14 protein-coding genes are annotated in these 13,522 nt (G+C 61.4%); 11 read left to right on the top strand and 3 right to left on the bottom strand.

From position 1 onward, the window contains the following. Nucleotides 1-31 precede the first annotated feature (31 nt). The 9 genes from secY to AMC99_RS07400 all read left to right on the top strand — a co-directional run bounded on the left by secY (nucleotide 32) and on the right by AMC99_RS07400 (nucleotide 7,347). Nucleotides 32-1,396, top strand: coding sequence for a preprotein translocase subunit SecY (gene secY / locus AMC99_RS07440; protein ID WP_061924865.1), 1,365 nt, complete (start codon nucleotides 32-34; stop codon nucleotides 1,394-1,396). Nucleotides 1,397-1,428: 32 nt separating this feature from the next. Continuing rightward, a complete protein-coding gene (locus tag AMC99_RS07435) occupies nucleotides 1,429-2,073 on the top strand; it encodes an adenylate kinase (RefSeq protein ID WP_061924862.1) in 645 nt (214 codons plus the stop codon). 56 nt (nucleotides 2,074-2,129) lie between these two features. Further along, on the top strand, nucleotides 2,130-2,825 hold the full coding sequence (locus AMC99_RS07430; RefSeq protein WP_061924861.1) for an SRPBCC family protein: 696 nt from the start codon (nucleotides 2,130-2,132) through the stop codon (nucleotides 2,823-2,825). Nucleotides 2,826-3,160: 335 nt separating this feature from the next. Continuing rightward, entirely contained in the window at nucleotides 3,161-3,529 is a 369-nt protein-coding gene (gene rpsM, locus AMC99_RS07425) for a 30S ribosomal protein S13 (protein WP_061924859.1), read from the top strand. Between the two features lie 58 nt (nucleotides 3,530-3,587). After that, nucleotides 3,588-3,977: a 30S ribosomal protein S11 gene (rpsK, locus tag AMC99_RS07420; protein ID WP_061924856.1), complete on the top strand. Its 390-nt coding sequence runs from the start codon at nucleotides 3,588-3,590 to the stop codon at nucleotides 3,975-3,977. A gap of 106 nt (nucleotides 3,978-4,083) precedes the next feature. Continuing rightward, nucleotides 4,084-5,139, top strand: coding sequence for a DNA-directed RNA polymerase subunit alpha (locus AMC99_RS07415; protein ID WP_061924853.1), 1,056 nt, complete (start codon nucleotides 4,084-4,086; stop codon nucleotides 5,137-5,139). Nucleotides 5,140-5,229: 90 nt separating this feature from the next. Further along, on the top strand, nucleotides 5,230-5,655 hold the full coding sequence (gene rplQ / locus AMC99_RS07410; RefSeq protein WP_061924850.1) for a 50S ribosomal protein L17: 426 nt from the start codon (nucleotides 5,230-5,232) through the stop codon (nucleotides 5,653-5,655). Nucleotides 5,656-5,860: 205 nt separating this feature from the next. After that, entirely contained in the window at nucleotides 5,861-6,451 is a 591-nt protein-coding gene (locus AMC99_RS07405) for a hypothetical protein (protein WP_061924847.1), read from the top strand. 137 nt (nucleotides 6,452-6,588) lie between these two features. Beyond that, the gene (locus tag AMC99_RS07400; RefSeq protein WP_061924844.1) at nucleotides 6,589-7,347 is read left to right on the top strand and encodes a hypothetical protein; all 759 of its coding nucleotides are present in this window, start codon (nucleotides 6,589-6,591) and stop codon (nucleotides 7,345-7,347) included. A 15-nt stretch (nucleotides 7,348-7,362) separates the two neighbouring features. On the opposite strand, the gene AMC99_RS07395 is transcribed toward AMC99_RS07400, so the two are convergent. From AMC99_RS07395 to AMC99_RS07385, 3 genes are all read right to left on the bottom strand, one after another. After that, complete coding sequence (locus AMC99_RS07395; protein ID WP_061924842.1) at nucleotides 7,363-7,995, bottom strand: trimeric intracellular cation channel family protein; 633 nt, start codon at nucleotides 7,993-7,995, stop codon at nucleotides 7,363-7,365. 10 nt (nucleotides 7,996-8,005) lie between these two features. After that, the gene (locus AMC99_RS07390) at nucleotides 8,006-9,352 is read right to left on the bottom strand and encodes an amidase family protein (RefSeq protein WP_061924840.1); all 1,347 of its coding nucleotides are present in this window, start codon (nucleotides 9,350-9,352) and stop codon (nucleotides 8,006-8,008) included. Nucleotides 9,353-9,422: 70 nt separating this feature from the next. Beyond that, the gene (locus AMC99_RS07385; RefSeq protein ID WP_061924837.1) at nucleotides 9,423-10,775 is read right to left on the bottom strand and encodes a serine hydrolase; all 1,353 of its coding nucleotides are present in this window, start codon (nucleotides 10,773-10,775) and stop codon (nucleotides 9,423-9,425) included. Between the two features lie 121 nt (nucleotides 10,776-10,896). Here AMC99_RS07385 and AMC99_RS07380 point away from each other — a divergent pair, with 121 nt between their 5' ends. Together AMC99_RS07380 and AMC99_RS07375 are read left to right on the top strand one after the other, a co-directional pair. Then, nucleotides 10,897-12,591 (top strand): dipeptidyl-peptidase 3 family protein, encoded by a 1,695-nt coding sequence (locus AMC99_RS07380; protein ID WP_232301349.1) that lies wholly within the window; start codon nucleotides 10,897-10,899, stop codon nucleotides 12,589-12,591. Nucleotides 12,592-12,627: 36 nt separating this feature from the next. Then, nucleotides 12,628-13,512: a helix-turn-helix domain-containing protein gene (locus tag AMC99_RS07375; protein WP_083440115.1), complete on the top strand. Its 885-nt coding sequence runs from the start codon at nucleotides 12,628-12,630 to the stop codon at nucleotides 13,510-13,512. The last annotated feature ends 10 nt before the right edge of the window (nucleotides 13,513-13,522 follow it).

Raw genomic sequence — 13,522 nt, 5'->3', positions numbered from 1 at the left:
TCCGGCGACGAGTTAGGGCATAAGAAGTTCCATGGCATCACGCGCCGACAATATCGCGAGCAATATGAGTCTCGCCAATTTTTCGAAGGCCACCGAGCTGAAGAACCGTATCTGGTTCACCATCGGTGCGCTTATCGTTTTCCGTTTCCTGAGCTTCGTGCCGCTGCCGGGTGTAAACCCGATCGCGCTGCGCGATCTCGCCGACATCACCAGTGGCGGTATCGTGGACATGTTCAACATGTTCACCGGCGGCAGCCTTGAGCGCATGAGTCTCATCGCGCTCGGCGTCATGCCCTATATTACTGCCTCGATCGTCGTCCAGATGGGCGCCGCGCTCCATCCGACGCTCGCCGCTCTCAAGAAAGAGGGCGCCTCGGGCCGTCAGAAGATCAACCAGTACACCCGCTATGGCACGGTGTTCCTGTGTGTCATCCAGGGCTGGTTCCTGGCTGCGGGCCTTGAAAGCTTCGCCAATGCGCAGGGCCTTCAGGCTGTCGTCCAGCCGGGCTACATGTTCCGCGTCGGCGCTGTCATCAGTCTTGTCGGCGGTACCATGTTCCTGCTGTGGCTGGGTGAGCAGATCACCAGTCGCGGTATCGGCAACGGCGTTTCGCTGATCATCATGGCCGGTATCGTCGCCCAGTTCCCGACCTTTACTTCGAACCTGTTCGAAGGCGGCCGGACCGGTTCGATCTCGCCGGCAATCATCATCGGCTTCGTCGCCATGGTGGTTATCCTGATCCTGTTGATTTCGTACTTTGAACGGGCGCAGCGCCGCCTGCTGATCCAGTATCCGAAGCGTGCGACACAGCGCGGCATGATGCAGGCCGATCGCTCGCACCTTCCGCTCAAGCTGAACACTGCAGGCGTCATTCCGCCGATCTTCGCAAGCTCGCTGCTGCTGCTGCCGCTGACGATCTCGCAGTTCGCCGGTAACTCGGTCAGCACCGACAGCACGCTCGGCACGACCATCGTGACGTTGAACCAGTACCTGGCGCATGGGCAGCCGCTCTACATGACGCTCTATGCCATGGGCATCATCTTCTTTTCGTTCTTCTACACTGCCGTCGTCTTCAACCCTGAGGAAACGGCCGACAACCTGAAGAAGAACGGCGGCTTCATTCCGGGCATCCGTCCGGGCAAGCGGACTGCCGATTATCTCGACTACGTCCTGACCCGCATCACGGTCGTCGGCGCAATCTATTTGACTATCGTCTGTGTTGTGCCGGAATACATGATCGCACAAACGGGCATTCCGCTGTTCCTCGGCGGGACCAGTCTGCTGATCGTCGTCAACGTCACCGTCGATACGATCAGCCAGATCCAGTCGCACCTGCTGGCCCACCAGTATGGTGACCTGATCAAAAAAGCGAAGCTGAAGGGTCGGCTCCGCTGACATACGAAGCGCGAATTGGGGGTTGAATAGCTGTGAACATCATCCTTCTCGGCCCTCCGGGCGCAGGTAAGGGAACGCAGAGTGCGCGCCTGGTCGAACACCACGGCATGCGCCAGCTTTCGACGGGCGATATGCTGCGCGCCGCAGTCAGGGACAAGACGCCTGTCGGGCTGAAGGCCAAGGCTGTGATGGATCGCGGCGAGCTCGTTTCGGACGAGATCGTTTCCGAACTGATCGACGCCGAACTGGCGGCGATGGGCGAGGGCGTAGGCGCGATCTTCGACGGCTATCCCCGCACCGCCGCGCAGGCCGAAATCCTCGACACCCTGCTCGAAAAGCATGGCCGCACGCTCGACCATGTGATCGAACTGGCGGTCGATGAAGACGCGCTGGTGGAACGCATCACCGGTCGTTTCTCGTGTGCAAATTGCGGTGCTGGCTATCACGACACCTTCAAACAGCCCGAGGTAGAGGGCGTATGCGACGAATGCGGCTCAACCGAATTCAAGCGCCGTCCCGACGATAACGAGGAAACCGTGCGCACGCGCATGGCCGAGTATCGCGCCAAGACTGCTCCGATCCTGCCCGGTTACGAGGCCCGCGGCATCGTCCGCCGTGTCGATGGCATGGCGCCGATCGGCGACGTCACCGACGCTATCGAGAAAATCCTCAGCTGACTTTCGCTGGCGATTGAAAACGCCTAGACCTCCTGGCGACAGGAGGATCTGCCAACATGAATTTTCGTAGCCTTGCACTCGCGCTTCCGCTTGCGCTGTGCGCCACTTCCGTGTCCGCCGAAGTCGTCGGAATCGGGAAGGAAAGTTTCGTCACGCATGACGAGGCGGTGGTGAAGGCAGATGCGAAGTCGACTTGGCTCGCCTTGATTTCGCCGGGCAAGTGGTGGAATAGCGCGCACACCTGGTCCGGGGATTCCGCTAACCTGACCTTGCGGCCGCAAGCCGGCGGCTGCTTTTGCGAGCGAATCCCTGAAGATCCCACCAGCAAGGAAGTGACGCTCGAAGGGAGCGTCGAACACATGCGTGTGATCCACGCCTTCCCGGAAAAGGCACTGAGGCTTTCTGGCGCGCTCGGCCCCTTGCAGAGCGAGCCGGTGACCGGCGTGTTGACGATCGCGCTTTCCGAAACCGACGAGGGCACGCGGATCGTCTGGGAATATGCCGTGGGCGGACCGATGCGCTTCGAAGCGCCGGTGATCGCCAAGGCGGTCGATGGCGTGATGACGCAGCAGCTCGACGGCCTGGCAGCGATGCTGGGAAGGGTCGATACGCCCAAAACGAAGAAGGTAGAGGAAAAGGCGGAGCCTGCGCCCGAACCTGCAGAAGATGCGGGCGATCCGGCACCCGAAGACGAGAAATCCGACCGCGAAAAGGCTTTGGAAGAAGCGATTGGCGAGCTTGGCGCGGGCTGATCGCAGGATAATTGCGACCAAGCGCTTTGACCTGGTGGCCCGGGCGCGGTAAAACCCTTGAACACATGGCGAGGCGACCCATATGGGCCGCTCGCAGTTGAACGCGCGCTAGCCGGTTGACGGCGGTGAAGAATCACACTAAGCGCGCTCATATTCGACACGTTCGAAAGAAGTCCGGCAGGCGATAGCCATTCGTGCGCGCCAACCGGGCTTTTTGCCGTTCAAGCTGATTGCCTTGTGCGATGTGGCTCTGGCGGCGGGGCGCGTCGATCTAACCGCGATGAGATAGGGGCGGGCGATCAACCGTCGAACCCCTGTGGAGCATGGAGAAGTAAGTGGCTCGTATTGCCGGGGTCAATATCCCCACCAACAAGCGCGTTATCATTGCGCTGACCTACATTCACGGAATCGGTCGTACCACCGCCGTGGAAATCGCCGACAAGCTGGGCATCGATCATTCGCGCCGCGTGCAGGACCTCAGCGACGAGGAAGTGCTGCGCATCCGCGAAACCATCGACGCAGACTATGCTGTCGAAGGTGACCTGCGTCGCCAGACCGCGATGAACATAAAGCGTCTTATGGACCTTCGTTCGTATCGTGGCCTTCGCCACCGTAACGGCCTGCCCGTTCGTGGCCAGCGCACGCACACCAACGCCCGTACCCGCAAGGGTAAGGCCAAGCCGATCGCCGGGAAGAAGAAGTAAGCATTCGGGGCAACCCGAGGCTTTTTCCTTCTCTCGCTAGTTAAGAGGAATACGAACCATGGCACGCGAACCCGGCCGAGTAAGGCGTCGCGATAAAAAGAATATCACGAGCGGCGTTGCGCACATCAACGCCAGCTTCAACAACACCATGATCACCATCACCGATGCGCAGGGCAATGCGATCAGCTGGTCGAGCGCCGGTATGATGGGCTTCAAGGGCAGCCGCAAGTCGACTCCCTATGCCGCCCAGGTCGCTGCAGACGATGCCGGCAAGAAGGCTGCCGAGCACGGCGTCCGTACGCTGGAAGTCGAAGTGAAGGGCCCGGGTTCGGGTCGTGAAAGCGCGCTGCGCGGTCTCGCCGCAGTCGGTTTCAACATCACCTCGATCCGTGACGTGACCCCGATCCCGCACAACGGCGTGAGGCCGTCGAAGCGTCGTCGCGTCTGATCCGTACCTGCCCGGCGGCCCTGTCACGGGTCGCCGCATTTCCACGGACCGGATGCGCCAACAGCGCCGCCGGTCCCGTCCGTTTCTGAAACCCTAGGGGAAATCCATGTCCGTCAATATCAAGAACTGGCAGGAACTGAAAAAACCCAACACGCTCGAAATCAAGGAAGGCGGCGACAAGAGCCGCAAGGCAACTTTCGTTGCCGAACCGCTTGAGCGTGGCTTTGGCCTCACCCTCGGCAACGCGCTGCGTCGTGTACTGCTGAGCTCGCTGCAGGGCGGCGCCATCACCTCGATCAAGATCGAGAACGTCCTTCACGAATTCTCCTCGCTTGCCGGCGTGCGCGAAGACGTGACCGACATCGTGCTTAACGTGAAGCAGATCGCTCTCAAGATGGAAGGCGAAGGCGCGAAGCGTCTGCAGCTTTCCGCAACCGGCCCTGGCGAAGTCAAGGCTGGCGACATCGCCGTTTCGGGCGACATCGAAGTGATGAACAAGGATCTCGTGATCTGTCACCTCGACGAAGGCGCGACGCTGAACATGGAACTGACTGCCGACACCGGCAAGGGCTACGTCCCCGCCGTGTCGAACCGTCCGGTCGATGCACCGATCGGTCTGATCCCGGTCGATTCGCTTTATTCGCCGGTCAAGCAGGTCAGCTACAAGGTCGAGAACGCCCGCGTTGGCCAGGAACTCGACTACGACAAGCTGTCGCTGACGATCGAAACCGACGGTACCGTCACCCCTGAAGATGCAGTGGCTTATGCCGCTCGCATCCTGCAGGACCAGCTGACGCTGTTCGTCCACTTCGAAGACGGCATCCCGCAGCCGCAGTCGGCAATGATTGGCCAGGCAGCGGCTCCTCAGGAAGACGATGCCAACCAGCTCAACCGCTACCTTCTCAAGAAGGTCGACGAGCTGGAACTGTCGGTCCGTTCGGCAAACTGCCTCAAGAACGACAACATCATCTACATCGGCGACCTGGTCCAGAAGACCGAAGCCGAGATGCTGCGCACCCCGAACTTCGGCCGCAAGTCCTTGAACGAAATCAAGGAAGTGCTGTCGAGCATGGGCCTGCGCCTGGGCATGGACATCCCCGGATGGCCGCCTGAGAACATCGAGGAAATGGCCAAGAAGCTCGAACAGGAGCTGCTGGGCTAACACCTCGCACGGGGCATGGGCCGGACCCCTTGATCCGGCCCGTATCGGGCTACCTTACACGGGCCCCCTACGAACGAAGGAAGAAGTAAAATGCGTCACGGTATTTCGCAGCGCAAGTTGAGCCGCAAGTCGGGCCACCGCAAGGCCCTGTTCCGCAACATGGCAGCAGCCCTGATCAAGCACGAGCAGATCCAGACCACGCTGCCCAAGGCTAAGGAACTGCGTCCGTACATCGAAAAGCTGATCACGCTGGCAAAGCGTGGCGGCCTTTCGAACCGTCGTCTGGCCATGAGCCGCCTCGGTGACGAGACCCAGCTCAAGAAGCTGTTCGACGTTCTGGCCGAGCGTTACGGCGACCGCGAAGGCGGCTACACCCGTATCATCAAGGCCGGTTACCGCGCCTCGGACGCTTCGCAGATGGCGATCATCGAATTCGTCGACCGCGACATGGATGCCAAGGGCCAGGATTCGGGCCCGGTCATGTCGGAAGACGAAGACGACTTCGAAGAAGCCTGATTCGATTTTCCCCTTAAAGGGGACTGGAGGGCGGTTGCACCTAGCAGTGCGGCCGCCTTTTCCTTTTTTCAGCATCGTTCAGGTAATGGCGAAGTTTCCTGAACATCTCCTGTCGGCTCAATTCAGGCTCGCCTCAGTGCCGTTCATCTAGATGGTAACTCGACGCCGAGGCAATCCCGCCACGGCCAGACGAGGAGAACCTCAGATGAGCAACAAGACAAAGCTTTTTGCGAAGGGTGGGATCGCAACGGCTGCAGTGGGCGCGATGGCCCTGGCAGGCGCAACTCCGGCCCAGGCACGCGACCGTGACGGCATTGACGCTGGCGATATCATCGCTGGCGCAGTGATCCTTGGTGGCATCGCAGCGGTCGCCAGCGCTGCCAGCAAGAACGACCGCTATGACGATTACCGGTACAACAACCGTTATGATCGCCGGTACGACAACCGCTATAACAGCCGCTACAACTACGGTTATGACAACCCGCGCCGCGCGGTCGAAATGTGCGTCGCCGCCGTTGAGCGCGATGCGCGCCGCGCAGGCTATCGCTATGCCGACGTGACCGAGATCCGCGATGTCGATCGCAACCGTCGCGGTGTCGAGGTGAAGGGTCGCCTGGTTGTCGACGGTACCCGTGGCTATGGCCGCTATAACAGCCGTTATAACCGCTATGACCGCTACGACCGTGATGGTCGTTACGATCGCCGCTATAATGGCGATTCCGGCAAGTTTACCTGCGATGTTTCGCGGGGCCGGGTGGTCGACCTCGATTACAGCGGGATCCGCGGACTGCGCTAAGTCGCAAGAATGATCTGCAACGATCCACCATGGGCGGTTCAGGCGATCGAAAGCCTGGGCCGCCTAATGCTATGCGACGATAGAGCGGATGGTGGACGCTCGATCCTGGTGCAAGCCGTTTAACAGGAGGGAGCCCCATGGCTCGAGTGAACACCCATGCGGGGCTGGCCGGTCTGGTCGCCGCGCTTTCCATGGCAGCAACGCCCGCTGCCGCCGCAGAACTTCCCAGCCCGAAATCCTCAAGCGATGTGCCCACCATGGGCGTGTTCGACAAAGATGGCGCCAATGCAGAGCGGCACCGCCGCTGGCGGCGTGATCGTGTCGATGCGGGCGACGTCCTCGCTGGCGTGCTGATCATCGGCGGTATCGCTGCCGTGGCCAGCGCCGCATCGAAATCGAACCGCGACAAGCGCGAAGCCGACTATCGCTATCGCGGTTATCCGACGCGCCCCTCTCCGGAACGCCCATATGACTATCGCGAGCGCCGCGGCGATTCGCGTTACGACGGTGGTCGCGGAATCGATAACGCCGTCGAACTGTGCGTGAACGAGATCGAGCGCGATGTGCGCGTCGATACTGTCGACAGCGTCGATCGCACCGGTGAAGGCTGGCGCGTGACCGGCGCGCTCTACAATGGCGACCGTTTCACTTGCAGCATCGGCGCCGATGGCCGCGTCGAAGGCGTCGATTTCGGCGGATTGGCCGCGCGTGAAGACAAGCAGTGGGACGATGACCGCTACGAGGCCGCCTGGCGCAATCGTGAGGCTGAACCGCGCACTCCCTCCGCTTCGTCGAAGCAGGCCCCGGCTTATCCCGGTGGCCCGATCGATGGCGATTTGGACGAAAGCGACGAAGGTGGTGCCGACGATCGCTACACGATGGCCGGCGCCAATTAAGGTCCGCCCGTCAATTCAGCCAGTTTGAGAGGCGTCGCGATAGGCCGGCAGTGCAAGCTGCCAGCGGATCGCGGCGCTTCTCAGCATGAAGCCTGCAATCCATGCGCCCGACCATAGCAAGGTCCCTCGCATTCCCAGCATCGAGCCGGCTACCGTGATCGTGGCCGAGACCGCTGCCGCAGTCACGTAAAGCTCGGGCCGCATGATGATCGAGGGACGGCCGGCGACCACGTCGCGGATGATCCCGCCAACGCAGCCGGTGATGATTCCCATCAGGGCGGCCGGAACGGGCGGGATGCCATAGGACATGGCCTTTGCGCTGCCGAGCACGGCATAGGCGGTCAGACCGGCTCCATCGGCATAATCGAGCAGCTTTCCCTCCCACACCCGGGTCGGGGTGAACCAGCCGATCAGCGCAACCAGCAGGCAGACGGCTGCAATCCAGGGATCGTGGATCCAGAACACCGGCGCATCGATCATCAGGTCGCGGATCGTGCCGCCGCCAACCCCCGTAACAAGGGCGAAGAACGCCATCGTCACGAAGGTCTGCTTTTCCTTGGCGGCGAGCAGGGCACCCGTCAGCGCAAAGATCGCGAGCCCGAGGATGTCGAGCGCGTCGAGCAGCGGTGTAAGAACGACCTCTTCCATCAGCTGCGCGTCAGCCGTTTACGATGGCATCGATCTGGCGCGCCGCGGCAATACAGCCGAAATCGCCCCAGCGCGGCCCCATTACCTGCATGCCGCACGGCAGCGTGCTTCCATCCACATCGCTCGCGCCGATCGGAACGACGGTCGAAGGCAGGTTGGGAAAGGTCGCGATGCCTGCCCAGGCAAGGCCGGGGGAAGCGGGCAGGTCCTTGCCATTGATGCGCAGGGTCGCCGTGAACAGTTGCTGGTCGATATGCGGAATGGCGAGCACGGGTGCGGGCGGGGCGAGCACGAAATCGTATGTTTCGAACAGTTTTGCCCATGCCGCTTCATTGGCGGCCTGCGCATCGAGGAAGTCGAACCAGTCCGTCGCGGTCGCCTGCTTGCCATCGGGGGAGGGCGCGCCGCGCGCCATCGCGGTGTTGAGCATGCGGAAATAGGTCTGGTTCTGGTCAGCGAGGTCTGGGAGCAGGTCGCTCGACCGGTCGACTGTAACCCCTGCTTTCTCAAGCTCTGCCACCGCTGCTTCGATCGGTCCCCTGACGTGATCGTCGATCGGGCTTCCTGGATAATCGGTCACCAGCAAAAGGCGGCATTCGCGCAGCGGCTTCGCGGCTTCGGGAATGGGGCGATCGGCGATAATCCGTAGCAGCGCGTCGAGATCGTCCGCATTGCGCGCCAGCGGCCCTGCGACGGACAGGACACCGTCATGCGCAATCGGATTGGGATTGGCAGGATGCTGGTGCCCCCGCTTGCTGACGAGGCCCCAACTCGGCTTATGGCCCCAGATGCCGCAGAAATGGGCGGGAACCCTGATCGAACCGCCGATGTCCGTGCCGACTTCGCAAGCGACCATTCCGCTTGCGACGGCCGCCGCCGAACCGCCGGAGGAACCGCCGGGCGAGCGTCCGTGATCGTGCGGATTGTTCGTCCGGCCGTAGATAGGGTTGTTCGACTGCCAGTCGGCAAGATTGGGCGGTACGTTGGTCTTCCCGACGATGATCGCACCCGCCGCCTTGAGCAGCGAGACGACCCGCGAATCGCTGTCCGCGATATTGTCGCGATATTCGGCGAGGCCGAAGGTGCTGGGAAGCCCGGCGATGTCGAAGCTTTCCTTGATCGTCATCGGCACGCCGAACAGCGGCTGGTCGTCACCCGGCGTCTTGCCGTCCATCGCCTTCGCTGCGGCATAGGCGGCTTCGAAATTCGGGACTGCCAGCGCATTTACATGCGCGTCGAGCTGCTCGATCCGCGTGATCGCGGCATCGACGGCTTCCATCGGGCTCAGCTTGCCGGATCGGATCGCGGCGGCGGTTTCCAGCGCGCCCGGCTTGTCGGTCAATTTCGGATAGGTCACTCGGCTTCTCCCCCAAGGCGGCTATGCATAGGGGGGTGTGGCAGGCGTGGCAATTCGTTGCGGCTGGCCGCTATTCCTTGATCCCTGTCATGACCTGTCCGCCCTGGAGCAACGTGACCGACTTGATCGAACCGTCTTCGTCGCGGTTGAAATGCAGTTGCGCATCGACGACCTTAAGGAAGAACTTGTCCTTCGCTTCGGCGAAGACGGGGAAAACCGGCTGGTTTGTCGCCTGCGTCTTCAACTGGTCGCCATCGACGAAGAACTCGATCTTGAAGGTCGGGGCGAGGGCAAAGATGCCCTCGTATTCGGCCAGCTGGCTTGCCTCCAGCGTGATCTCCTCCCGCTCGGCAGCAAGGGTGATCTCTTCGCCGCGCGCCAGCGTCAACAATTGCTTGCCTATCTTATTCGCCGCGGGTCCGTTGAGGTTGGCGAGAACCGCAACGGTGATCTTGCGATCAGGGTCGTAGGCGAGCCAGGAGTTGAAGCCCTCGATCCCGCCACTGTGCGAATAGAGCCTGCCGCCATCATCCTTGTCGATGACGACGCCCAGCGCGTATTTCGACAGCGCCGGGGTGAGATATTGCTTGAGGCTGTCCGGCTTCAGCAGTTTGCCACCGAACAGGCCGCGCTGCCATTTTAGAAGGTCACCGGTGGTCGAATAGAGCGCACCGGCGCCGTGCGGAATGTCCATGTTGACGTATTCGGCCCGGACGATCCCGTCCTTGCCCGGTGCATAGCCGGTCGCCTTGCGCGGGATAATCGCCGAGTTGCTGTCCATGCCTGTGTTTTCCATGCCCAGCGGTTCGAAGATATTCGCTTTCACGAATTCGCCATAGGACTGGCCGCTGGCGCGCTCGATCACGGCGCCGAGCAGGACATAGCCCGAATTCGAGTAGTTGAATTTCTCGCCCGGGGTGAATTCGAGCGGGAGGTCGCGAAACTTCGCGATTTCCTCATCCAGCGTCATGGGCAGGAACTTGAAAGTGGTGAATTCGTCCAGCCCGGTGAAGCTGGGAATGCCCGAAGTGTGGTGCAGCAGGTGGCGCAGCGTGATCCCGTCCCACGCCGCAGGGGCATCGGGGTAATGCTGCCTGATCGGATCGTCGAGCTTTAGCTTTCCCTGTTCCATCAGCAGCAGGATAGAGACGCCCGTGAACTGCTTGGTCACCGAACCGATGCGAAACTTCGTGTCGCTGGCATTGGGAATATCCCAGCCGAGATCTGCCGAACCATATCCCTGGTCGAGCAGGATCTTCCCGTCTTTCGCCACCAGCGCCGACCCCATGAACCCGTCGGAGGCGACCTCCGCTTCGATCACCTCGTCCATCCGGGCGACATCCTGCGCAGCGGCGGCAGTCGCAGTTCCGGCCAGCAACAGGGCGAGCGGCAGGGTCAGACGGCGAGTATGGCGGACGAACATTGATTTCTCCCGGAGCGGTGACTTATAAGGATAATACACTGGGCGGAATGAGGATCAAGATGCTGCTGCAACCATATGTGCAGTGCGTGACAAGTCCGGCATGCAAGCCTAGGCATTGCCAATGAAAATAAACCGAGGTCACACCATGCGTCTTGCCGCCCTTCCGCTCCTCCTTGCCACTGCCGCCTGCGTTTCCGCGCCCGTGGAGCCGCCGGCTTCGACCGCGGCACCGGCAGAGGCACCCTATGATCTCAACACCCAGAAGGCGAAGCTGGCCGTGGTGCCGATGACGCCCGACACGAGCTACCTCTCGGCCGAGGAACGACAGGTCGTGAACCTGCTGATCGAAGCGTCGGGCTACATGAGCGAGATCTACAAGCGCCAGCGGATCGCCAATTACGAACAGGCCCGCAGCGCAGTCGCCAACAACCGCCGTGCCGACCGTGACCTGCTGCTCGAAATGTTCGACCGGAATTTCGGCCCGTGGGACAATCTGGGTGAACTCCACCCGTTCTGGGGCAGCGAACCCATGCCTGAAGGGGCTGGCTTTTACCCGACCGACCTGACGCGGGAGGAGTTCGACGCCTATCTCGCCGCGCATCCCGAACAGGTTGCGGCGCTTACCAGCGACTATACGGTCGTTCGCCGTGACGGGGACCGGCTGGTCGCCGTGCCTTATTCCGAAGCATACAAGGAATGGCTGGTTCCGGCCTCGATGCTGCTCGAACAGGCATCGCAGATCACGACCAATCCCAGCCTGAAGAAATTCCTTTCGCTGCGCGCCAAGTCGTTCCTGACCGATGACTATTTCGAAAGCGAGCTTGCGTGGATGGACCTGGAAGGCACACCCATCGAAGTCGCGATTGGCCCCTACGAGGTCTATACCGACCGCTTGTATGGCAAGAAGACCGCGTTCGAGAGCTTCGTCACTCTGAAGGATCCCGAAGCATCGGCCTCGCTTGCGAAGTACAAGGCTTACCTGCGCGACATGGAGGCGAACCTGCCGATCGAGGACAGGTACAAGAATTTCCAGCGTGGCTTCGCCAGCCCGATTGCGGTCGCCGACCAGATCCAGGGCGGCGGGGACAATGTGCCCGGTGTGCAGACTATCGCTTTCAACCTGCCCAATGACGAACGCGTGCGCGAGGCGAAGGGTGCAAAGAAAGTGATCCTGTCGAACGTGCTCGGCGCGAAATACGACCGCATCCTCGCCCCAATCGGCAAGCTCGTGCTGAGCGATGCGCAGGCGCCGCTGGTGGTGAAGAAGTACATGCAGCTTGAAACGCTGTTCCACGAGCTATCGCACAGCCTCGGCCCGGGAACGATCGTGAAGGATGGTCGCACCACCACGGTGAACGCGGAACTCAAGGACCGCTATTCGGCGCTCGAGGAATCGAAGGCCGATGTGATGGGTGTGTGGAACCTGCTCTTCATGATGGAGAAGGGCGAACTGCCCATCGCCGAGAAGAACAAGCTCTGGCCGACTTATTTCGCAGGTATGTTCCGCGCGATGCGCTTTGGCATTACCGAGGCGCACGGGCAGGGCGCAGCCCTTCAATACGGCTATCTGAAAGAGAAAGGCGCGTTCCGCTGGGATGCGGCGCAGGGTCATTTCGTGATCGACCCGGTCAAGATGGAGGCAGGGCTGAAGGCGCTGCTGCATGACCAGCTGATGCTGCAGGCCAATGGCGATTACGAAGGGACCAAGGCGTTCTTCGACAAGTATGCCAGGCTGGATGACCATGCCGAGGCGGCGATTGCGGCGATGGAAGACATCCCGGTCGATATCCTGCCGGTCTATCCGAAAGGGGTCTGAGGCTGGAAATGTGGCGTGGCGTCAGCGAGTGAACCGATGTCGGTCGTTCTTGACCCTCGCCAGTCGGGTTGCAATCCGACGAGCGGCATAGGGTCAATGACGCCGCCGGATCATCGCTCGAACCGATCGCATCCGGCCACCTCATTTGAACCGATCGAGCGGGTTGCGAACCGGTTGGTCGGCGCATCGTTTTCGCCGCACCGGCACGATACCTATACTGTCGCGGTCACAATGGCCGGGGTGCAGGCCTTCAACTATCGCGGCGCGATGCGGCATGCGGTGCCAGGGCAGGCCCTGATTCTCCATCCAGAAGAACTGCACGATGGCCACTGCCAGGATGAGGCCGGATTCAGCTATCGGGCCGCCTATGTTCCGCCAAGCCATGTTCAGGAAGTGCTGGGAGGCGCGCCTCTTCCATTCGTGACCAACGGGGTCTCCACCAATCGCGCCCTGGTTGCGGCAGCCTGCAGCATCGTCATCGATTGTGCGGGGGGCGAAGATCCCGGCGCTTACGAAGATGCGCTATACGATCTGGCACACGCGATGAACCAAGAGGCTGGCACTGTCGCTGCAGTCAAACCCGTGAACCGGACAGCGGTTTTGCAGGCGCGCGAATTTCTCGACACGGTGGTTATTGCCGGTGCGCGGCTGGAGCAGCTCGAGCAGGCAACTGGCTTCGACCGTTGGCAACTTTCGCGCGATTTCCGGGCGTTGCTGGGCACCAGCCCCTATCGCTATTTGCAGTATCGGAGGGTCGATCTCGCCAAGAACCTCCTGCGCGAAGGCGCAACGCTGGCCGATGCCGCTTACGGTGCCGGCTTTGCCGACCAGAGCCATTTCGGTCGCACCTTCCGCAAGACGGTCGGCCTGACGCCAAGGGCATGGCTGCGTTCGGACCTGTTTCGCACAATCGTTCTATAGCTATTTCTGG

Origin of the sequence: Altererythrobacter epoxidivorans (assembly GCF_001281485.1) — a bacterium.
GTDB lineage: Bacteria > Pseudomonadota > Alphaproteobacteria > Sphingomonadales > Sphingomonadaceae > Erythrobacter > Erythrobacter epoxidivorans.
This window is presented reverse-complemented; position numbering and strand designations above follow the sequence as displayed.

Bases quoted from the DNA above. Each gene is read 5' to 3' on its own strand.
- rplQ (WP_061924850.1), top strand. From the start codon at position 5,230: ATGCGTCACGGTATTTCGCAGCGCAAGTTGAGCCGCAAGTCGGGCCAC.
- AMC99_RS07385 (WP_061924837.1), bottom strand. From the start codon at position 10,775: ATGTTCGTCCGCCATACTCGCCGTCTGACCCTGCCGCTCGCCCTGTTG.
- AMC99_RS07395 (WP_061924842.1), bottom strand. From the start codon at position 7,995: ATGGAAGAGGTCGTTCTTACACCGCTGCTCGACGCGCTCGACATCCTC.
- AMC99_RS07405 (WP_061924847.1), top strand. From the start codon at position 5,861: ATGAGCAACAAGACAAAGCTTTTTGCGAAGGGTGGGATCGCAACGGCT.
- rpsK (WP_061924856.1), top strand. From the start codon at position 3,588: ATGGCACGCGAACCCGGCCGAGTAAGGCGTCGCGATAAAAAGAATATC.
- AMC99_RS07375 (WP_083440115.1), top strand. From the start codon at position 12,628: ATGTCGGTCGTTCTTGACCCTCGCCAGTCGGGTTGCAATCCGACGAGC.
- AMC99_RS07380 (WP_232301349.1), top strand. From the start codon at position 10,897: ATGAAAATAAACCGAGGTCACACCATGCGTCTTGCCGCCCTTCCGCTC.
- AMC99_RS07415 (WP_061924853.1), top strand. From the start codon at position 4,084: ATGTCCGTCAATATCAAGAACTGGCAGGAACTGAAAAAACCCAACACG.
- AMC99_RS07430 (WP_061924861.1), top strand. From the start codon at position 2,130: ATGAATTTTCGTAGCCTTGCACTCGCGCTTCCGCTTGCGCTGTGCGCC.
- AMC99_RS07400 (WP_061924844.1), top strand. From the start codon at position 6,589: ATGGCTCGAGTGAACACCCATGCGGGGCTGGCCGGTCTGGTCGCCGCG.
- secY (WP_061924865.1), top strand. From the start codon at position 32: ATGGCATCACGCGCCGACAATATCGCGAGCAATATGAGTCTCGCCAAT.